13 protein-coding genes are annotated in these 20,298 nt (G+C 70.0%); 10 read left to right on the top strand and 3 right to left on the bottom strand.

Annotation, left to right across the window (positions count from 1 at the left end; genetic code table 11):
• Nucleotides 1-39: 39 nt before the first annotated feature.
• The 3 genes from QTH87_RS02255 to QTH87_RS02245 all read right to left on the bottom strand — a co-directional run bounded on the left by QTH87_RS02255 (nucleotide 40) and on the right by QTH87_RS02245 (nucleotide 8,511).
• On the bottom strand, nucleotides 40-939 hold the full coding sequence (locus QTH87_RS02255; protein WP_286606512.1) for a hypothetical protein: 900 nt from the start codon (nucleotides 937-939) through the stop codon (nucleotides 40-42).
• A gap of 22 nt (nucleotides 940-961) precedes the next feature.
• The gene (locus QTH87_RS02250; RefSeq protein WP_286606511.1) at nucleotides 962-7,171 is read right to left on the bottom strand and encodes a non-ribosomal peptide synthetase/type I polyketide synthase; all 6,210 of its coding nucleotides are present in this window, start codon (nucleotides 7,169-7,171) and stop codon (nucleotides 962-964) included.
• 242 nt (nucleotides 7,172-7,413) lie between these two features.
• A complete protein-coding gene (locus tag QTH87_RS02245; RefSeq protein WP_286606509.1) occupies nucleotides 7,414-8,511 on the bottom strand; it encodes a class I SAM-dependent methyltransferase in 1,098 nt (365 codons plus the stop codon).
• Between the two features lie 17 nt (nucleotides 8,512-8,528).
• Here QTH87_RS02245 and QTH87_RS02240 point away from each other — a divergent pair, with 17 nt between their 5' ends.
• From QTH87_RS02240 to QTH87_RS02195, 10 genes are all read left to right on the top strand, one after another.
• Nucleotides 8,529-9,329: an SDR family oxidoreductase gene (locus tag QTH87_RS02240; protein ID WP_286606507.1), complete on the top strand. Its 801-nt coding sequence runs from the start codon at nucleotides 8,529-8,531 to the stop codon at nucleotides 9,327-9,329.
• On the top strand, nucleotides 9,326-9,715 hold the full coding sequence (locus QTH87_RS02235; RefSeq protein ID WP_286606506.1) for a dihydroneopterin aldolase: 390 nt from the start codon (nucleotides 9,326-9,328) through the stop codon (nucleotides 9,713-9,715). Before QTH87_RS02240 ends, QTH87_RS02235 begins: the two co-directional genes overlap by 4 nt.
• Nucleotides 9,716-9,744: 29 nt before the next feature.
• A complete protein-coding gene (gene ttcA / locus QTH87_RS02230; protein ID WP_286606504.1) occupies nucleotides 9,745-10,668 on the top strand; it encodes a tRNA 2-thiocytidine(32) synthetase TtcA in 924 nt (307 codons plus the stop codon).
• An 8-nt stretch (nucleotides 10,669-10,676) separates the two neighbouring features.
• Nucleotides 10,677-11,348 carry a DUF4136 domain-containing protein gene (locus tag QTH87_RS02225; protein WP_286606502.1) on the top strand — a complete coding sequence of 224 codons (672 nt, stop codon included), beginning with the start codon at nucleotides 10,677-10,679 and terminating at the stop codon, nucleotides 11,346-11,348.
• Nucleotides 11,349-11,387: 39 nt separating this feature from the next.
• A complete protein-coding gene (locus QTH87_RS02220) occupies nucleotides 11,388-12,026 on the top strand; it encodes a histidine phosphatase family protein (RefSeq protein WP_286606501.1) in 639 nt (212 codons plus the stop codon).
• Nucleotides 12,027-12,307: 281 nt separating this feature from the next.
• The gene (locus QTH87_RS02215; RefSeq protein WP_286606499.1) at nucleotides 12,308-12,760 is read left to right on the top strand and encodes an acyl carrier protein; all 453 of its coding nucleotides are present in this window, start codon (nucleotides 12,308-12,310) and stop codon (nucleotides 12,758-12,760) included.
• A 22-nt stretch (nucleotides 12,761-12,782) separates the two neighbouring features.
• Nucleotides 12,783-17,762, top strand: coding sequence for a non-ribosomal peptide synthetase (locus QTH87_RS02210; RefSeq protein WP_286606497.1), 4,980 nt, complete (start codon nucleotides 12,783-12,785; stop codon nucleotides 17,760-17,762).
• The gene (locus QTH87_RS02205; RefSeq protein WP_286606496.1) at nucleotides 17,759-18,475 is read left to right on the top strand and encodes a 4'-phosphopantetheinyl transferase family protein; all 717 of its coding nucleotides are present in this window, start codon (nucleotides 17,759-17,761) and stop codon (nucleotides 18,473-18,475) included. The genes QTH87_RS02210 and QTH87_RS02205 overlap by 4 nt, the downstream gene beginning before the upstream one ends.
• The gene (locus tag QTH87_RS02200) at nucleotides 18,472-19,281 is read left to right on the top strand and encodes an alpha/beta fold hydrolase (RefSeq protein ID WP_286606493.1); all 810 of its coding nucleotides are present in this window, start codon (nucleotides 18,472-18,474) and stop codon (nucleotides 19,279-19,281) included. The genes QTH87_RS02205 and QTH87_RS02200 overlap by 4 nt, the downstream gene beginning before the upstream one ends.
• Nucleotides 19,278-20,273, top strand: a complete 996-nt coding sequence (locus QTH87_RS02195; protein ID WP_286606491.1) for an alpha/beta fold hydrolase — start codon at nucleotides 19,278-19,280, stop codon at nucleotides 20,271-20,273. The genes QTH87_RS02200 and QTH87_RS02195 overlap by 4 nt, the downstream gene beginning before the upstream one ends.
• Nucleotides 20,274-20,298 lie beyond the last annotated feature (25 nt).

The following is a 20,298-nucleotide window of genomic DNA, read 5'->3' as shown; positions in this document are numbered from 1 at the left end:
CGGATTAGAACCCACGCGGACGCGCCCGCCCTGCGCGTTTCAGACGGCCTTCAGCAGCACGCCCGTGCGCAGGCCCGGCGAATCGGCCGCAACCACGTAGTGCCCGCCACGCCGAACACCACCGGCCGATGCGTGGTCGGCAAGGTTGATCAGCGCATCGGCCGAATAGCAGTGTGCGATGCGCTTCACGTTGTCGGTGAAGAGCTGGCCTTCGTCGAAGCCGCCTTCGGATTCCTTGAGCATCGTGATCGGCAGGAAGACGTTGTTGCAGAAGACCTTCGCGACATCGGAGGCCGGAATGCCGGCGTCGACCAGCATGGCCTGGTTCACCTGCGCCGCGAGCTCGGAGCTGAAGCCCGCATCGGCGGCCATGGCCGAGGCATCCACCGCGCTGGCGGCGGCGAGCAGTTCGAAGGCGCCCTCGGTGGCAGTCGACGAGACCACGCAGGCGCAGGCGGCGTCGCTGAAGATCGCATAGCGATGGAAGCGATTCTGGTCTGCCGGATGCACGTCGCCGGCCACCACCAGCACGCGGCGCGCACGCCCGGCCGCGACCAGGCCGTCGGCCATCACCACGCCGCACAGCAGCGCGGCGCAGCCGTTCAGGCCGGCAGAAACGGGGAAGGCACGCCCGAGCCCGAGCTCGACCAGCATGCGGCTGGCGGCTGCCGACGGCGGGCCCTCGTAGCGCGGCACGGTGGCATGGCAGAAGATGACGATGTCGATCTCGCCGGGCTTCACGCGCGCGGCCTCCAGCGAGCGCCGGGCCGCGGTGATCATCAGGTCGAACACGCTGCCGGACGCCTGGCGGTAGTGGCCCCAGCCCCACAGCGCGGGGCGATTCGGGACATTGAGCGTGCCGAAGCCCGAGGCGGTCTCGTGGCTGCGTTCTTCTTCGCCGAGCGTGTAGGCGATTCCGTTCAGGTAGGCGTGGGTCATCGAAGGCAGGTGTTGGGCAGGATCAGGTGGCATCGCTGAGTTCGGATGCGCGCGCAGGCGTGCCGGGTGCAGCGACGGGTGCGCCGAAGGGTGCGGCCGATTCGGCGATGCGGCCCAGGGCCTGCGCGTAGTCGGCCAGGAGTGCCGCGGCCGCGGCGGAGGATACCTTCGGCACGCGGAAGGCGCATTCCACTTCCAGCTTGTCCTCGAACTCGAGCACCTCGAACAACAGGTCGCTCACCTCGTCGACACGGCGGTTGAAACGGTAGTCGGCCGCCAGCCCGGCGAACACCTGGGCCGCGGGCTTGAGCCTCTTGATGTGCACGAAGCTCACCGGGCCGGCATCGACCTGGCCGTCCTGGTTCTCGTAGGCGGCGATCAGCTTGTCCTGCAGCTGGCGCAGCAGGCCGACGAAGGACGCGTCGGCCGCGGTGGCGATCGGCAGCAGATTCGTGCAGGCGCCCACCAGCCGCGGCATGTTGGCGCTGGACTGGCCCGCGAAAGGCGTCGCGATGCGAACCATCGATGCGCCGTCCTGGGCATGGAAGCTCGCATGCAGGGCACCGAAGAGCGTGTTGAAGAGGCTGCACTGCCAGCCCATGCTGGCGTCCTTGAGGGCAGCCAGTTGCGCGGCCTCGACCGTGAAGCCGATGCGCTCGATGCGCGCGGCATCGGGAGCGGCATCCGCCTGCGGCAGGAAGAGCTTCGCGGGCAGCGGCACTTCGGGCTCGAGCGACCAGTAGGTCTTGCGTTTGGCCGCCTCTTCGCCCTCGACCCTGGCGAGCTGGCTCGCAGCGTAGTGCTCGAAGTCATCGGCCGGCATCGGCAGCACGCTGCCGGTGCTCAGGTGCAGGCCGTAGGCCTGCGCCAGTTCCTCGATCAGCACGTCGAGCGACCAGCCGTCGCAGATCGCGGCATGCGCGCTCATCAGCACCCGGTGGCGCTCGCCCGGCAGCGTGACGACGGCAACGCGCAGCAGCGGCGCCGCGGCGATGTCGAAGGGCCGGCGCATCTCCTCGTCGATCAGCGCCTGCAGGCCCTCGGGCACGGACGCGAGCCAGCGGATGTCGAGCGCGGGCGCCCTGTCTGCCACGCGCATCGTGCGGCCGTCGGCATCGAAGCCGGCGCGCAGCGCGTCGTGCGATTGCAGCAGGCTCAGCAGCGCGGCCTCGAGCGAGTCCCTGGCAAGCACGCCGTCGAGCTCGATGGTCGCCGACTCCATGTGCGCGAGCCGGCGTGCGGGATCGGCTGATTCGCGCGCCAGGATCGCCTGCTGAGCGGGCGTGGTCGGGAACGTGCGCGTGCCGGCGCCCGGCAGCGCTTCGGCGACCGAAGCGGTCGGCGCCACGGCTGCAGCCGATGCGGTGGCGGTCGGTGCGGCCGCGGCAGGCGCGGCGCCGACGGACGCGCCCGCGGTGCCGCCCGCCTTGCGCAGCGCCGAGGCCACGAAGGCCGACAGCGTGTCGAGCGTCGACAGGTCGCCCAGCAGCTGGCGGAAGGTCACGGCGACGCCGAAGCGCTCCTTGACCATGTAGGTGATCGGCGTCAGCAGCAGGCTGTCGAGGCCGAGCTCGAAGAAGGTGGCGCTGGTCTCGGCGGCCTGCAGGTCCTCGCCCGAGACTTCCTCGAGGATGGACTTGAGGCCCAGCACGATCTGCTCGCGCGCGGCTGCCGGATCGGCCTCGACGGCCGCCGTGGCCTCCGCCGCCGCCGGTGCGGCCGGCTGCGCCGCGCCGGGCTGGGCGCCGTCGACCACGCGCACCTGCTGCGGATCGACCCAGTAGCGCTTGCGCTCGAAGGGATAGGTCGCGAGCGGCACGCGGCCCGCGGCTGCACCCGCGAAATAAGCATCCCAGTCCAGCTCGATCTGGAAGGTCCAGAGCTGGCCGACGGCGCGCGCCAGCGAGCGGCTCTCCAGGTGATCGGCGCTCGAATCCTCGAGCGAGGCGATGGCGATCTGGCTCGCCCGATGCGCGACCTGGGACATCGCCAGCGCCGACATCGAGCCGCGCGGTCCGATCTCCAGCAGCACGCGCTGCTCGGTGCCCCACAGCGTCTGGATCGCGCCCGAGAAATTCACCGGCAGCGTGATGTGCGAGGCCCAGTACATCGGGTCCTGCGCCTGGGCGGCCGTGAGCTCGACACCGGTCACGGTCGAGACGATCGGGATGGCGGGAGCGCTGAGCGCCACGCCCTGCAGCACGTCGAGGAAGGGCGGCAAGGCCGGCGCCATCATCGAGGTGTGGAAGGCATGCGAGGTGTGGAGCTTCTGCGAGCGGGTGCCGCGCGCGTCGAGCTTTTCCTTGAGCCGGTCGATGGCATCGGTCGGGCCGGCGACCACGCACAGGCCCGGGCTGTTGATGGCAGCGACCGAGAGGCCGGTGCCTTCGAGCTCGGCCTCGGCCGCTTCCCGCGAGAGCCGCACCGAGAGCATCGTGCCGCGCGGCAGCGCCCCCATCAGCCGGCCGCGGGCCGCGATGACGCGCGCACCGTCCTCGAGCGAGAACACGCCGGCCAGCACCGCGCAGACGTACTCGCCGATGCTGTGACCGGCCAGCGTGGCGGGCTTCAGCCCCCAGCTGAGCCAGAGCTGCGCGAGCGCAAACTCGATGCTGAACATCGCGGGCTGCGTGATCTCGGTGGAATTCAGGCGCTGCTCGCGCGCGGCCGCATCGTCGGCCTCGGCGCCGATGCCGAGCACCAGGCGCCGCAGGTCCACGCCCAGCAGCGGCTGCATCAGGTCGGCGCAGCGGTCGTAGGCGGCGCGAAAGGCGGGCTCGGTGTCGTACAGGTCGCGGCCCATGCCGAGGTACTGCGCGCCCTGGCCCGGGAAGACGAAGGCGAGTGCGGGCGCCGCGAGGCTCGCGGCCTTGCGCGCCGGCGCCAGGTCATGCAGTGCATCGGGCCGCGCCGTGTCGCAGAGCGCGAAGCTGCGCTGCCTGAGGCGCTTGCGACCGACCGCCAGCGTGAAGGCCATGTCGGCGGGCCGCGCGACCGCGCCGCTGGCGAGCACGGCCGACTGGCGCGCAGCCAGCGTCTCGAGCGCGGTTTCGGTGGCGGCCGACAGCAGCATCGGCAGCCAGGGCCTGACGGCCGCGCGTGACTCGGCCACGGGCGCGGGCGCCTCTTCCATCACCACGTGCGCATTGGTGCCGCAGAAGCCGAAGGAGCTCACGCCCACCCGGCGCGGATGTTCGGTGGCGGCCCAGTCGATCAGCTTCGTGTTGATGAAGAACGGACTGTTCTCGATGTCGATGTTCGGATTGATGCCGCTGAAGTTGACGAGGGGCGGAATCTGCCGATGCGTGAGCGCCAGCGCGGCCTTGATCACGCCGACCGCGCCCGCGGCCGTGGTCGGATGGCCGACGTTGCCCTTGACCGAGCCGAGGGCGCAGAAGTTGCGCTTCGCGTTGTCGATCTCGAACACGTTGCGCAGCGCCTGGAACTCGATCGGGTCGCCCACCGGCGTGGCCGTGCCGTGCGCCTCCATGTAGCTCACGGTCGACGGGCTGATGCCGGCGCGCGCCTGCGCGGTGGCGATCACCTCCATCTGGCCCTTGACGCTGGGCGCCAGGTAGCTCTTCTTGCCGGCGCCGTCGTGATTGACCGCCGAGCCCTTGATCACCGCGAGGATGGTGTCGCGGTCGGCCACCGCATCGCTCAGGCGCTTGAGCACCACCACGCCCGCGCCATCCGAGAACATGGTGCCGCTGGCATCGTTGGAGAACGGGCGGCAATGGCCATCGCCCGTGAAGATGCCCGAGGGCTCGTGCAGCTGGCCGCTCATCTGCGGCGTGCGCAGCTCGATCGCGCCGGCCAGCGCCATGTCGCACTGGTAGCTCAACAGGCTGTGGCAGGCGTTGTCGATGCTCACGAGGCCGGTCGAGCAGGCGGTGTGCACGCTGACGCTGGGTCCGGTCAGGTTGAGCTTGTGCGAGACCAGCGTGGCGACATGGTCCTTCTCGCGCCCGATCTCGACCTGCACCTCACCCACCATCCTGATCAGCTGGGGCCGGGTCGAGACGTTGTGGAAGTAGTAGAAGTTGTTGCCCATGCCGGCGTAGACGCCGATCAGGCCCTCGAAGCGGTCGGGGTCGTAGCCGGCGCGCTCCATCGCCTCCCACGACAGCTCGAGGAACACGCGCTGCTGCGGATCCATCACCGCGGCGTCGTTCGGCGGCACGCCGAAGAAGGAGGCGTCGAACAGCTCGGGGTTGCGGATCATGCCGCGCACGCGCACGTAGTTCGGATTGGCTCTCAGGTCGGCCTCCACCGCCGGGTCGTCCTCCTCGGGCGTGAAGCGGGTCACGGTCTCGCGGCCCTCGGACAGCAGCGACCAGAACTCCTCGAGCGAATCGGCGCCCGGCAGGCGCGTGGCCATGCCGACGATCGCGATCGCCTCGTCGGCGGCGGGCCCCACGCCCTTCTTCTGCTGCAGCGCCATGCGTGCGCGCGCCGTCGTCTTGACCTTCTGGAGGTAGTCCTTGTCGTCCTGGTGCGCGAGCAGGGAATTGATGGTCGGATGCTCGAACAGCTCGCCCACGCTCAGGCGCGAGCTCGAGCGGCGCGAGAAGGTGGCAGCGATGTAGTTGGCCTTCAGCGAATCGATGCCGAGCTCGAACAGATTGGCGTCCGGGTTGACCTGCGGCTGGCCCACCAGCCGCGAGACGATCGTGGTGAGCAGCCCGCGCAGATCGTCCGGCGCGATGCCGGCCAGGCCGTCGTCCTCGTCCTGCGGCCGCTCGAAGCCGGCCAGCGCCTTCTTGTCGACCTTGCCGTTGGGCGTCAGCGGCAGCTGATCGAGCGGGATCACGCTGGTCGGCACCATGTAGTCGGGAAGTCGCTGTGCCAGGAAGGCCTTCACGGCCTTCGCATCCGGCTGTCCGGGCGCCCGCGTCATGACGAAGGCGACGAGCTGGGCGCCGCTCACCGGATCGACCTGGCAGACCACCGCGCCCTGCTCGATGCCGGGGCAGTCGAGCAGGTGCTTCTGCACGTCGTTGAGCTCGACCCGGAAGCCGCGCACCTTGACCTGCTCGTCCATGCGACCCACCACCTGCAGCGAGCCGTCGGGCAGGAAGGCAGCGACGTCGCCGGTACGGTAGAGCCGCGCATCGGGATCGTCGGAGAAAGGGTCGGCGACGAAGCGGGCCGTGGTCAGCGCGGCCTGCGTGTAGCCGAGCGTGACGCCGGCACCGCCGATGTAGAGCTCGCCGGAGGCACCGTCGGCCACCGGCATCAGGTAGTCGTCGAGCACATGGACCGTGGTGCGGCGGATCGGCCGGCCGACCGAGATCGTCGCGAGCGGATCGTCGATGCGGCAGCAGGTCGACCAGACCGTGGTCTCGGTCGGGCCGTACATGTTCCAGAGCGCCCGCGTGGCGCCGTGCAGCTTCTCGGCCAGCTTGTTGTCGAGCGCCTCGCCGCCGCACAGCACCGTGAGCCGCGGCGAGCCGGTCCAGCCGGCCAGGAACAGCATGCGCCATGTGGCCGGCGTGGCCTGCATCACGGTGGCGTCGACCGACCGGATCAGCGCCGCCAGCTTCTCGCCGTCGACCACCTCGCTCTTGGAGGCCAGCGCGATGCGGGCGCCGATCGCGAGAGGCAGGAACAGCTCGAGCACCGAGATGTCGAACGAGGTCGTGGTGACCGCCAGCAGCACGTCGTCCTCGGTCAGGCCCGGCTCGGCCTGCATGCTGAGCAGGAAGTTGCTCACCGCGCCGTGCGGCACCATCACGCCCTTGGGCTTGCCCGTGGAGCCCGAGGTGTACATGACGTAGGCCAGGTCGCGCGGGTCAGCGGCTGCTATCGCCGGCGCCGGGGCGGCGCCCTGCGACACGGCCGCGGGCTGAGAGAGGTCGATGCAATGGGCTGGCGCCGTGCCCAAGTTCAGCGGCCCCGAGTGGACCAGGTACTGCAGCCTGGCGTCCTCGACGATATGGTCGAGCCGCTCGCGCGGAAACTGAGGGTCGAGCGGCACGTAGGCGCCGCCTGCCTTGTGGATCGCGAGCATGGCGGCCAGCATCGCCACTGACCGCTCCACGTGCAGGCCGACCAGCGTGTTGCGCTGCACGCCGAGCGCGCGCAGCCGCGCCGCGATCGCCTCGGCTTCGCGGTCGAGCTCGGCGTAGCTCACTTCGCGGCCTTCGAACACGACCGCGATCCGATCGGGATGGGCCAGCACCCGACCCTGGAAAAGCTGCGCAATGGACGGATCGAGCGAGGAATTCATGCAGCCTCCGGAGGCGGGGAACGGAAAGGGGTCAGGGAGAAAAACCGCGTCGGGGGGTGGCTGAATGCAGGCCCTCAGGCGAGACCCGGATGTCGTAAATATTAATGCTAAACGTCACAAAACGATACAGCCAAATGGAATAGTCCACTGTATATGTAATGCCAAAGTCCCTATGCCACGCGATCCCACGCGATGGGCAAATCGCAAGCCCTGCTTCAGGGCCCATTCGGTCCGGTTACTTGTTACAGGGCGTGGCTGCGATCGCCCTCGCCGAAGCCCGCCGCCTCCCAGGCCTCGCCGGCCGTGAAGCCGACCACCTTGAACAGCTCGCCCATCTCGTGCTCGTGGATCAGGCGCGCCGCCATGGCCCGCTCGGCCACGGTGGCCCGCTCCATGAGCGGCAGGATGCCGACATTCAACAGGAAGCGGGCCTGGCTGCAGTAGCCGAGCACCTGCAGGCCGGCGTCCTGGCCGGCCAGCGCGATGCCCGTGAAGTTGACGTGGGCCGTGATGTCCTTCTCGCCCACGTCCGCCAGCGGATCGCCGTCGGCCCGATGACCGCGGTGGCACATCACGGTGCCCATGTGGCGCTGCGGATGGTAGTACTCGCTCTCGGGAAAACCGTAGTCGATGAAGAAGGCCGCGCCCTGCTCCAGCCGATCGGCCAGCGTGGCGACGAAGGCCTCGGCCTGGGGGTGGATCTCGGTCAGGTAGTCGTGGCCGCCTTCGATCTCGACCGGCGGCCGCAGCGTGGTCGGGCGGTCTTCCCAGCCGAAGCCATCGCCCTGCCGCACCACGCCGCGCTCGAACCAGCGGCCGGCTGTTCGCACCAGCAGCTGTACCGGCATGGCGTCGAGCACCTCGTTGCCGACGACCACCCCGCGCAGCGTCTCGGGCAGCTCGGACAGCCATTCGACCTTGCCGGCATGGCCCGCGAGCGTCTGCTGCTGCCGCTCGCGCAGCGTGCCCGACAGGTCGACGATGCGGTAGCGCTCGATGCGATCCCCGAGCGCGTCCAGGAGCTGCAGTGCCAGCGCCCCCGAGCCGGCGCCGAATTCCCAGACCTCGCGCGTGCCGGTGCGCGCGAGCGCCTCGCCGACCTGGTTCGCCAGCGCACGGCCGAACAGCGGCGTGAGTTCCGGCGCGGTCACGAAGTCGCTGCCCGAGGCCGGCATATGGCCGAACTTGCGGCTCGCGTTGGCGTAGTAGCCCAGCCCGGGCGCATACAAGGCCAGTGCCATGAAACGGTCAAAGGGCAGCCAGCCGCCGTCGCGCTGCAGCGCGGCATCGATAATCCGGGTCAAAGGTGAGGCGCCCGTGGCGCCTGGCTCCAAGTTCATACGGGAAATCTATCAGGATGGCTGAAACGACCCCACGCCGTGGCGTGCTCGTGACCGGCGGCGGCCAGCGACTCGGCGCCGCGGTCTGCGAGGCCTTCGCGCGCGCGGGCTGGCGCGTGTGGTGCCAGTACCGCGCCTCGCGGACGCCGGCCCAGGCATTGTGCGCGCGCCTGCGCGAGGAAGGCTTCGACGCCCGCGCGGTCGAGGCCGACATCGGCAGCGAAGCCGGCCGGATCGCGCTGGTCGAGGCCGCTTCGGCCGAGGGCGGGCTGTCCTGCATCGTCAACAACGCCTCGGCCTTCGAGCCCGATACCGGTCTCGACTTCGAGGCCGAATCGGCGCTGCGACAGCTGGGCGTGAACCTGATCGCACCGCTCTCCTTTGCGCGCCTGCTGGCCCGGCGTGCCGTGCCCGGCGACGGCATCGACCGCTCGGCCATCCACGTGCTGGACCAGAAGGTCTACAACCTGAACCCGGACTATTTCTCCTACACCGTCTCGAAGCTTGCGCTCGAACGGGCCGTGTCCCTGCAGGCGCAGGCCCTGGCGCCGGCGCTGCGGGTGTGCGGCGTGGCACCGGGCATCCTGTTCCCTAGCGGCCCGCAGACCGAGGCCAACTTTGCCCAGGCCTCGCGCGCCAACCTGCTGCGCCGGCCGATCGACCCGGCCGACGTGGCGCGCAGCTGCGTCTTCCTGGCCGCCACCCCGAGCCTCACCGGCACCACCCTTTGCGTCGACAACGGCCAGCACCTCGTGCCGCTCGCGCGCGACGTCATGTTCGTCGTCGACGACCTGCTGAAAGCCTCCCCCGCCCCATGACCACCGCCGCCCTCGACCCCCTGCTGCTCTCGTGCCGACGCGTCTTCCTGCGCGACTACGAGGTGTGGATCAACATCGGCGTGCACGAATTCGAGAAGCGTGCCGAGCAGCGCGTGATCATCAACGTCGACCTCTACGTGCCGCTCGCGCTGTCCACGCCCAAGGTCGACGAGCTCGACGAGGTGGTCGACTACGACTTCATCCGCCGCACCGTCGCCACGCGCCTGAGCAAGGGCCACATCCACCTGCAGGAAACGCTGTGCGACGACATCCTGACCCAGGTGCTGGCCCACCCCAAGGTGCAGGCCGCGCGCGTGTCGACCGCCAAGCCCGACGTCTACCCCGACTGCGAAGCCGTGGGCGTCGAAGTCTTCCGCAGCAAGTGATGCCCGCGAGCGTCGAAGGAACAATGGAAATGAGTGCAGTCTGGACCGAACGAGAGGAAGCGACGGGAGCCGCGGGCGCGATGAAGATCGAGCGCGAGACCCACAAGCTCGAGAAGCGGCTGTGCCGCGAAGTCGGCCGAGCGATCGTCGACTACAACATGATCGAGGAAGGCGACAAGGTCATGGTCTGCGTCTCGGGCGGCAAGGACAGCTACGCGCTGCTCGACATCCTGCTCAAGCTGCGGGCCCGGGCGCCGATCCACTTCGACATCGTGGCGGTCAACCTCGACCAGAAACAGCCCGGCTTCCCCGAGGACGTGCTGCCGGGCTACCTGAAGGCGCTCGGCGTGCCCTTCCACATCGAGGAGCAGGACACATATTCGATCGTCAAGCGCGTGATCCCCGAGGGCAAGACCACCTGCGGCCTGTGCAGCCGGCTGCGCCGCGGCATCCTGTACCGGGTCGCGGACGAGCTCGGCGCCACCAAGGTGGCGCTCGGCCACCACCGCGACGACATGCTGCAGACCTTCTTCCTCAACATGTTCTTCGCGGCCAAGCTCAAGTCGATGCCGCCGAAGCTCGCGAGCGACGACGGCCGCCACATCGTGATCCGCCCGCTGGCCTACGTGGCCGAGAAGGACCTGATCCGCTGGGCCCAGCATCGCGAGTTCCCGATCATCCCGTGCACCCTCTGCGGCAGCCAGGAAAACCTGCAGCGAAAGCAGGTCGGCGAGATGCTGCGCGAATGGGAGCGCAAGCACCCGGGCCGGATCGAGAACATGTTCGGCGCGCTGCAGAGCATCGTTCCCTCGCACCTGCTCGACGGCAGCGCCTTCGACTTCAAGGGCCTGAAGGCCACGGGCCTGCCCGACGCCGACGGCGACAAGGCCTTCGACCCGACCGACTTCCCGGCCGCCGCGGCGCCGTCGGCCCTGCGCGTGGTGCAGCTCTGAGGCGGGCGGTGAGACGGCTGCTCGCGCTCCTGCTCGTCACGCTGGCGCTCACGGGCTGCGCCACGTGGACGGTCGACAGCGAGGTTCGCACCTTCGCGAGCATGCAGGGCGTGCCGGCCGGCGCCACCTACCGCTTCGAACGGCTGCCGTCGCAGCAGTTCGAGGAAGCCGCTCAACAGCAGCTGGAGGCCATGGCCGGCGCGGCGCTCGACGCCGTGGGCCTGCGCCGCGACGACGCGGCGCCGCAGCTCACGGCCATGATCGGCGCCCGCGTGACCGCCGAGCTGTCGCCCTGGGCCGATCCCTGGTGGGGCGGCGGCTGGGGCGGATGGGGTGGTCCGGGCTGGGGCGGCGCCGGCTGGGGCCCCGGCCCCTGGGGCCCGCGGCCCGGCTGGGGAGCCCGCGGCTGGTACGGCGGCGGCTGGGGTGGCGGCTGGTACGGCCCGGGCTTCTTCGGTCCCCCGCCCACGCCCTGGTTCGGCCGCGAGGTCAGCATCGTGCTGCGCGAGCTGCCGTCCAACCGCGTGGTCTTCGAGACCCATGCGCGCAACGACGGGCCTTATGGCAACAGCGCCGACATCCTGCCCGTGATGTTCCGCGCCGCGCTCGAGGGCTTCCCGAACCCGCCCCAGGGTCTGCGCCGGGTCGACATTCCGCTGCCGCCACGCTCGCAACGCTGAGCCCGGGCCGGCGCGGGGCCCTTCCTTAGAATGGACCGCATGGAGGCCACCCGCGTCATCGTCATCCGCCATGGCGAGACCGCCTGGAATGTCGACACGCGCATCCAGGGCCAGCTTGACATCCCGTTGAACGACACCGGACGCTGGCAGGCGGCCCGGCTGGGCCGCGCGCTGGCCGAGGAGCCGGTGACCGCCGTCTATTCGAGCGACCTGTCGCGGGCGCTCGAGACGGCCCGCGCCATTGCGGCCCCGCTGGAGCTCCCGGTGCAGACCGACGCCGGCCTGCGCGAGCGGGGCTTCGGCACCTTCGAAGGCCTGACCTTCGCCGAGATCGACCGCGACCTGCCCGAACAGGCGCTGCTGTGGCGCCGGCGCCACCCGGAATTCGCGCCCGAAGGCGGCGAGAACCTGCTGCGGTTTCGCGAACGCGTGACGGGAACCGCCGGCGCGCTGGCGACGCGCCATCCCGGCGAGCTGATCGTGCTGGTCGCCCATGGTGGCGTCATGGACATCCTCTACCGCGCAGCGACCGGCCAGGAGCTGCAGGCGCCCCGCAGCTGGCAGCTGGGCAATGCCGCCATCAACCGGCTGCTCTGGAGCGGACAGGGTTTTTCGCTGGTCGGCTGGAGCGATCTCTCGCATCTGACCGAAGCGACGCGCGACGAATTCGGCACCTGATCTCCGATCGGTCGTGACCTTGGGCCGTCAAAGGTCAAGAATTGCATCTAACGATCGCAGTAGGCCATCTTTCCGGCTTCTTACTTGTCACCTTTTGTATTAACATTTACAGCGCGCCGTCCTGCATGACGGCAGTCGGTACCTCCATGTCGCCACGCCCGCGTTCCCGCTGCCTCGCCTTTTCGCTGCCACCGGCCGCATGGCTGCAGGACGGCACGTGAGCGAGGACTCGCTGCCGCAGCTCCGTGCCACCTTCCTACCTCTCTTTGCCCACACGTCACATGTCCACCATCTGCGCCCCCGCAGCAGTTTCCCCGCCGAGTTCCACCGCCCTCCTGGCCCGGCTTCGAAGCCTGTTCAGCGAGGCTTCCGGCATGGACCTCTCCGGCGCCGATGACGCGACCAGCTTCATGGGGCTCGGCCTGGACTCGCTGACGCTGACGCTGGCCGCTGCCGAGGTCAAGCGTGCGTTCGGCGTCGTGCCGACCTTCCGCCAGCTGATGGAGACGCAACGCGACTTCGCCTCGCTGGCCCGCTATCTCCAAGAGATGACGGCGGTTGCCGCCGCGGCCAAGCCGGCGGCGACAGCGACAGCGGCTGCTGCCGACCGACCCGGCCTCGACGCCAACCGCCCGCCGCAGCCCGGCGCCCGGCTCGGCCGCGACCCGAGCGGCAAGCCCGCCTGGTACATCCCCGACCGCCAGCAACCTGGCCGCTACGTGCCGCTGGCCTGAAAGAACGACGGGAATCACATCCATGGAAACGCCCGCCAGCACCAGCGTCGACTTCGACCCCTTCGCCGGCAACGACATCGAGCGGGTCGTCGAGACCACCGAGGCGCAGCGCGAAATATGGCTCGCCTGCCAGCTCGGCGACGAGGCTTCGCTGGCCTACAACCTGTCCACCTCGCTGCTGCTCAAGGGCTCGCTGAATGCCGACGCGCTCGCCCGCGCGCTGGCCGAAGTGGTCGCCCGCCACGAGGCGCTGCGCTCGACCATCGGCCCCGAGGGCACCGACCTGTGGATCGCCTCGGCGTCGAACGCACGCCTCGAGTCGATCGACCTCGGCGACCTGTCAGCCGGTGAGCGTACCGCCCGGCTCGACGCGGTGCGGCTGGCGGCGGTGGAGCAGCCCTTCGATCTGGAGAGCGGACCGCTGCTGCGCGCAACGCTCGTTCGCATCGACGCCGTACACCACGAATTCATTCTCTCGGCGCATCACATCGTCTGCGACGGCGGCTCGATCGGCATCCTGGTGCGCGAGATCGTCTCGCTCTATCGCGCGCACGCCAAGGGTCAGCTGCCCGCGCTGTCGCCCGCGGCACAGTACAGCGATTTCTCCAGCTGGCTCGTCACCCCCGAGGCCGTCGCGCGAATCGGGCAGGACGAGGACTACTGGGCCCGCGTCTTCGCCGACTCCACGCCCATTCTCGAACTGCCGACCGACCGGCCCCGCACGGCCGTGCGCAGCTTCGGCTCGAAGCGCGAGGAACGCCTGCTCGGCGAACCGCTCGTGAGCGTCCTTCAGCAGGTCGCGGCCGGACAGGGCGCCAGCCTGTTCTCGCTGCTGTTCGGTTCCTTCGCGGCGCTGCTGTCGCGCCTGGGCGGCGAATCCGACGTGGTGATCGGCGTGCCGGCCGCGGGCCAGACGGTCGACGGCTTCTCGAGCCTCGTCGGCCACTGCGTCAACCTGCTGCCGATCCGCATCAACATCGACGAGGCCAAGGACGTGCGCCAGCTCGCGCGCAGTTCGAGCGCGGCGGTACTCGATGCCTATGAGCACCAGCTGTGCACCTTCGGCAGCCTGCTCAAGAAGCTCAAGGTGGGGCGCGATCCGGGCAGGATGCCGCTGGTGTCCGTGATGTTCAACGTCAGCCCGCGACTCGACGAGCACGAACTGTCGGACGATGCGCTGCGCGTGCGGCTGGCCTCCAACCCGCGGCAGTTCGAGAACTTCGAGCTGTCGCTCAACGTCGCACGCACCGGCAAGTCGCTGGTGCTCGAGTGCCAGTACAACACCGACCTGTTCGACGCCCAGACCATCGCGCGCTGGCTCGGCATGTACGAGGTGCTGCTGCAGAACGCGGCGCGGGATCCGGCCACGCCGGTCGGGCGCCTGTCGCTGGTGTCGCCGGCCGACGCGACGGCCTTGCGCGCCATGCAGCCGGAGCCCACGGTCTGGGAAGGCGCGGCACTCATGCATGCCGGCTTCGCCCTGCAGGCCGCCGAGCAATCGGGCCGTGCCGCGCTGCGCCATGGCGACCTGCGCATGAATTACGGGCAACTCGATGCCCAGTCGAACCGGCTCGCGCGCGCACTGCGTCAGCGCGGCGTGCAGCGTGGCCGCCTGGTCGGCCTGTGCCTGCCGCGCGATGCGCAGATGGTGGTCGCTCTGCTGGCCATCCTCAAGGCCGGCGGCACCTACGTTCCGCTGGACCCCGACTTCCCGACCGCGCGCCTCGACTATTACGCCGAGGATGCCGACCTGGCCGTCCTGCTCACGCGCTCGGACGTCGAATCTGCACCGCGCAGCCAGCGGCTGCTGCAGGCCGGCGCGGTGCTCGAACTCGACGTTGACACCTCCTGGACCAACCAGTCAGCCAACACGCTCGCGTCGGACGAGATGAGCGCGCGTCCGGGAGACGCGGCCTACGTCATCTACACCTCCGGCTCCACCGGCAAGCCCAAGGGCGTGGCCGTGCCGCACGGCGCGGTGGCCAACTTCCTGCTGAGCATGCGGCGCACGCCCGGCATCTCGGCCGACGACCGGCTGGTCGCGGTGACCACGCTGTCCTTCGACATCGCAGTGCTCGAGCTGATGTTGCCGCTCACCGTCGGCGCGGAGGTGGTGATCGCCCCGCGCGAGACCGTGATGGACGGTGCGGCCCTCACGCGCCTGCTGGTCGACAGCGAGGCAACGATCATGCAGGCCACGCCGGGCATGTGGCGCCTCCTGATCGATGCCGGCTGGGAAGGCCGTCCGGGCTTCAAGGCCCTGGTCGGCGGCGAAAGCCTGGCGCCCGACCTCGCGCGCGACATGCTGGACCGCACGCGCGACGTCTGGAACATGTACGGGCCGACCGAGACCACGATCTGGTCGACGCTGTGGCATGTCGATCCCTCGCGCATCCGCGCCGGCGGCATCTCGATCGGCCGGCCGATCGACAACACGACGGTCTGGATCCTCGATGCGCACCTCGAGAGCCTGCCGATCGGCGTGCCCGGCGAGATCTGCATCGGCGGGGACGGCGTCGCGATCGGCTACCTGAACCGGCCCGAGCTCACCGAGGACCGCTTCGTCACGATCGACATCGACGGCGTGCCTTCGCGCATCTATCGCACCGGCGACCGCGGTCGCTGGCGCAACGACGGCCTGCTCGAGCACATGGGCCGGCTCGACTTCCAGGTCAAGGTGCGCGGCTACCGGATCGAGCTCGGCGAGATCGAGGCCCGCTGCAACGAGGCCGCCGGCGTCACGCGCAGCGTGGTCGTCACGCGCGAGGACACGCCGGGCGACGTGCGCCTGGTGGCCTACCTCGCGATGGCGCCCGACAGCACGCTCGACCGCCTCGCGCTCGACGAGCACCTGCGCGCGCGCCTGCCGCAATACATGCTGCCCCAGCACGTCGTGACCCTGCCGGCGCTGCCGCTGCTGCCCAATGGCAAGGTCAACCGCAAGGCGCTGCCGGGGCCGACCCTCCATGTCAGCGCCACTGCCGCACGCGAGCACGTGGCGCCGCGCACCGAGCGCGAACGCGCGGTGCTCGAGGCCATGACGCAGGTGCTGCGCGCGCCCCAGATGGGCGTCACCGACGACTTCTTCGCCATGGGCGGCCACTCCTTGCTCGCGGCGCGCGTGACCGCCCGGCTCGCACGCCAGTTCGACATCGCGCTGCCGCTGCGCACGCTGTTCGAGCAGCCGACCGCGCAGGGCCTCGCGCAGGCGATCGACACCATCGTGAAGGCGGGTGCGCCGCACGCCACCCGGCTGCAGCACCTGGCCGGCCGCAGCCGTGCGCCGCTGACGCCGATGCAGGAACGGGTGCGCTTCATGGAGGAGCTGAATCCCGGACGCCCGGTCTACAACATGCCTTTCGCCCAGCGGCTGCAGGGTCGTCTCGATGTGCCGCTGTTCGAAGCCGCGCTGGTCGAGATCGCGCGCCGCCAGCCGGCCCTGCGCACCGCCATCGCGGCCGATGCCGAGTCCGGCGGCTGGATGGCAGCCATCGCGCTTGACGCCAGGTTCGAGCTGCCCTTCGTCGACCTGAGCCACCTGCCGCTCGACGAACGCGAGGCACTGCTGCGCGAACGGGCGCAGGAACTGGCCGAGGCACCGATCGACATCCGCCGTGCGCCGCTCGCCCACGCGCGGCTCTTCAAGCTGTCGGACGAGGAACACGCCTTCGTCTTCGTGGCCCATCACCTGGTCTGGGACGGCGCCTCCTTCGACGTCTTCCAGGCGGAGCTGTCCGCCATCTACGGCGCGCTGACCCGGGGCGAGCCGCACGCCCTCGCGCCGCTCGAGGTCGACTACGGCGACTACGCGCAGTGGTATGCGAACTGGCTGTCGCAGCCGGCCTTCCGGCAGCAGCTCGACGAGATCAAGTCGCGCTTCGCGAGCGTGCCGGCGCCCCGGTCGCTGACCACCGACATGCCGCGCGGAGGGCGCATGAGCGGCCGCGGCGAGACGCTCTGGATCGAGCTCTCGCCCGCGACCAGCGAGCGCCTGCGCCAGGCCGCGCAGAAGATGGATGTGACGCTCAGCATGTTCACGCTCGGCGTCTGCGCCGCCATGATGAGCGGCGTGCTCGGCTCGCCCTCGGTGGTGGTCGCCAACCCGGTGCGCGGGCGCGAGCAGCCCGAGCTGGAGCCGGTGATCGGTTTCTTCAACAACCTGCTGCCGATTCCGTTCCGGGTCGATCCGGCGCTTTCGCTGCGTGCCTTCATGGCCTACGTCAAGACGGAAATGCTGGCTTTCATGCGCGACGAGCCGGTGCCTTTCGAGGTGCTCGCCGCTGAACCGGAGTTCAAGCAGCGCACGCAGCGCACGCCGCTCTACCAGGCTCTGTTCTCGTTCCAGGACGTGCGCGAGCGCCCCGAGACGATAGGCACGCTGCGCCAGAGCAACATCCCGCTGCAGCACCATGGCGCCACCGACGACATCGGCATCTGGCTGCGCGACACCTCGCTCGGCCTGCGCGGTGCCGTGACCTTCAATGCCGACCTCTACCTGCCCGAGACCGGCGCCGCCTTCCGCGACCGCTTCGTCGAACTGCTGCTGGCCGCGGTCGATGGCGCCGAGCTCGGCGTCGGCGAATTCACGGCCAGGGGCAAATCGGCGAGCGCTGCGATCCTGGCGCGCACCGCCGCTGCCGAGACGGCACGCAACCAGCCGGCGCCCGCACCGCAGGCGGCCAAGGTCCCGCTGCTGATGCCCGAGCATGCACGCCTCGCGCAGGTCTGGGCCAGCGTCATCGGCATCGACGTCAACGAGATCCGAGCCTCGGACAACTTCTTCGATCTCGGCGGCGACTCGCTGATGGCGATGCGCGCGGTCGACGAGTCCGCCCAGGCGCTGGGCTTCAAGGTCGAGCCGCGGCGCTACGTGTTCGAGAGCCTTGCGCAGCTGGCTTCGGTGCCGGCCACGGGTGCGGGCTTCGCGACCTCGGCGGCCTCGGCGCCGACGCGTGGATTCTTCGGCCGCATGTTCGCGGCGGCGATCGGACGCCGCACATGAGCCTCGTCCTCAGCCGCATCTCCCATGTCCCGGGCTGCCAGCTGTGGCTCGCGGACCTGGACCAGCCATGCGGCGAGGCGCTGCGCGCCACGCTCACGCCCGACGAGACGGCGCGCGCGGCGCGCTTCGTGTTCGAGACCGACCGGCGTCGCTTCGTCACCGCGCGCTGTGCCCTGCGCCAGGTCCTGTCGATGCAGACCGGTACGCCGGCCGCCGCGCTGCGCTTCGACTACGGCCCGAGCGGCAAGCCGACGCTTGCAGCGCATCCGGACTGCGTCTTCAACCTGAGCCACAGTGGCGGCACGGCGCTGATCGGGGTGCTGCCGCCGGCCACGGGCGCGCACGGTGCGCACTGGGTCGGCGTCGACATCGAGCAGTTGCGCGGAATGCCGGGCATGCAGTCGATTGCCGACATGAGCTTCCACGCCGACGATGCGGCGCGGCTGGGCGACCAGCCCGACCCGGCACTGGCCTTTCTCCATGGCTGGACCCGGCGCGAGGCCTGCCTCAAGGCGCTCGGCCTCGGCCTGCCCGAACTGACCGAACTGCCGGCCACCGGCCTCGGCCACGAGCCGCTGAACTTCGTGCTGTCGCGCGCCGACGGTGACTTCTCGCTCGGCGTCAGTTCGTTCCGCATCGGTGCCGACCTGGTCGGCTCTCTGGCCCTGGGTGCGCGCCTGCATTCGCGACTCCCGATGGAGGCGCGGCGATGATTCCGCTGACCTTCGGCCCCGAGCGCCGCCGCCTGTTCGGCTTCTTCCATCCGCCGGAGGTGGCCTCGACGCGCAGCGACGCCGTGCTGCTGTGCGCCCCCATGGGCCACGAAGCCCTGCGAACCCACCGCTTCTACCGCCTGCTCGCCGTACGGCTCGCACGCCGAGGCATTCCGGTGCTGCGCTTCGACTTCTACGGCACCGGCGATTCGCCGGGCGACGACGAGGAAGGCGATCTCGAAGGCTGGCGCGGCGATCTGCGCGCCGCGCATCGCGAACTAATCGCGCGCAGCGGTGCCACGAAGGTGGTGTGGTTCGGCTCCCGCCTCGGCGCCACGCTGGCAGCGCAGGCCGCCGCAGACACGCAGCCGATGCCGGTCAAGCTGGTGCTCTGGGAACCGGTGCTAGACGGCGCGCGCTACCTGCAGGCGCTGCGCGAGAAAAATGTGGAAGAACTCGAATGGAGCATGGGCCTCCCGAGCGCGACCTGGCGCCGCGACCTGGAAAGCGACCCCGATGCCTTCAGCGGCGAATCGCTGGGCTTCGCGATCTCGCCCCTGCTGCGCAGCCAGATCCGGGCCCTGACCCCGTCAGGCGTCGAACCCCCGCGCGGATTGGCCGTGACGCTGGTCGCGCCGCCCGGCGAGACCATGTCCTCCGACTGGCTGGCCGCATGCCAGGCGACCGGAGCGACGATACGAGGCGTGGCGCTCACGCATTCCCTGGTCTGGACCAGCAACCCCGGCCCCAACAGCGAATTGGTGCCGGCCGAAGCCCTGCAATGCATGATGGAGGAGATCCAATGACAGAACTGATCGAACGCCCGGCGAGCTTCGGCCCGGAGGGCACCCTGTTCGGCCTGCTCTCGCAGGCCGCTTCCGAGTCACCCACCGGCATCGGCTGCCTGGTGCTCAACACCGGTGCCAACCATCGCATCGGTCCGCACCGCATCAACGTCAAGATCGCGCGGCGTCTGGCCGGCGTCGGCGTGCCGACGCTGCGCTTCGACCTCTCGGGCATCGGCGACAGCCCCTCCGCGCAGACCACGCAGAGCTTCCGGACCCAGGCCGTCGCCGACATGAAGGCCGCCATGGACCACATGGAGGACAGCCTCGGGCTGCACAGGTTCCTGGTCTTCGGCATCTGCTCGGGCGCCGAGAACGGCCTCGCGATCGCGCTCGCCGATCCGCGCGTGGTGGGCCTCATGACGCTCGACGGCGCGATCTACCTCACGCGCACGGCGCGCATCGAACGCAAGCTGCGGCGCTGGGCCGCCTTCCCGGTCAACGGTGCGGTGCGGCGCAGCTACGCATGGTGGCGCGACCTCGCAAGCGCGGCGTCCGGCGATGCCGAGGGCCGCGCGAAGACGCTGCAGCGCCTGCGCAGCACTTTCCTGCCGGGCGCCAATTCGGCGCCGAACGCGAACATCTTCGAGGCCGACACGCCCTGGGTCAGCGCCGAGGAACATGGCCACAAGCTCTCGACCCTGCTCGATCGCGGCGTCGCGCTGTGCATGCTGTATTCGGCCACCTACAACTCGAGCGACCGCAACCGCGGCATGCTCGGACAGCTGGCCGGTGCACCCTACCTCGAGCGCATCGACTACCGCTACATGAACGATGTCGACCACACGGCAACCACGCTCGAGATGCAGGGCAAGCTGCTCGGCGCGATCGAGGCCTGGGCGACGTCGGTCGCAAAGCGCACACCGCCGCAACAGCAGCAGACTTTCGCGGCGCGGACCCGGCCGACGGCGGAGGCCAAGCTCTCTGCCTTGAAGGAAGCGGTCTCGATCTGACGCAAGGAGGCGGGTGGGCTCGGTG

Origin of the sequence: Variovorax jilinensis (assembly GCF_030316885.1) — a bacterium.
GTDB lineage: Bacteria > Pseudomonadota > Gammaproteobacteria > Burkholderiales > Burkholderiaceae_C > Variovorax > Variovorax jilinensis.
This window is presented reverse-complemented; position numbering and strand designations above follow the sequence as displayed.

Excerpts from the sequence above, each read along its gene's own strand:
- QTH87_RS02255 (WP_286606512.1), bottom strand. The coding sequence starts at position 939 with ATGACCCACGCCTACCTGAACGGAATCGCCTACACGCTCGGCGAAGAA.
- QTH87_RS02250 (WP_286606511.1), bottom strand. The coding sequence starts at position 7,171 with ATGAATTCCTCGCTCGATCCGTCCATTGCGCAGCTTTTCCAGGGTCGG.
- QTH87_RS02245 (WP_286606509.1), bottom strand. The coding sequence starts at position 8,511 with ATGAACTTGGAGCCAGGCGCCACGGGCGCCTCACCTTTGACCCGGATT.
- QTH87_RS02240 (WP_286606507.1), top strand. The coding sequence starts at position 8,529 with ATGGCTGAAACGACCCCACGCCGTGGCGTGCTCGTGACCGGCGGCGGC.
- QTH87_RS02235 (WP_286606506.1), top strand. The coding sequence starts at position 9,326 with ATGACCACCGCCGCCCTCGACCCCCTGCTGCTCTCGTGCCGACGCGTC.
- ttcA (WP_286606504.1), top strand. The coding sequence starts at position 9,745 with ATGAGTGCAGTCTGGACCGAACGAGAGGAAGCGACGGGAGCCGCGGGC.
- QTH87_RS02220 (WP_286606501.1), top strand. The coding sequence starts at position 11,388 with ATGGAGGCCACCCGCGTCATCGTCATCCGCCATGGCGAGACCGCCTGG.
- QTH87_RS02215 (WP_286606499.1), top strand. The coding sequence starts at position 12,308 with ATGTCCACCATCTGCGCCCCCGCAGCAGTTTCCCCGCCGAGTTCCACC.
- QTH87_RS02210 (WP_286606497.1), top strand. The coding sequence starts at position 12,783 with ATGGAAACGCCCGCCAGCACCAGCGTCGACTTCGACCCCTTCGCCGGC.
- QTH87_RS02205 (WP_286606496.1), top strand. The coding sequence starts at position 17,759 with ATGAGCCTCGTCCTCAGCCGCATCTCCCATGTCCCGGGCTGCCAGCTG.
- QTH87_RS02200 (WP_286606493.1), top strand. The coding sequence starts at position 18,472 with ATGATTCCGCTGACCTTCGGCCCCGAGCGCCGCCGCCTGTTCGGCTTC.
- QTH87_RS02195 (WP_286606491.1), top strand. The coding sequence starts at position 19,278 with ATGACAGAACTGATCGAACGCCCGGCGAGCTTCGGCCCGGAGGGCACC.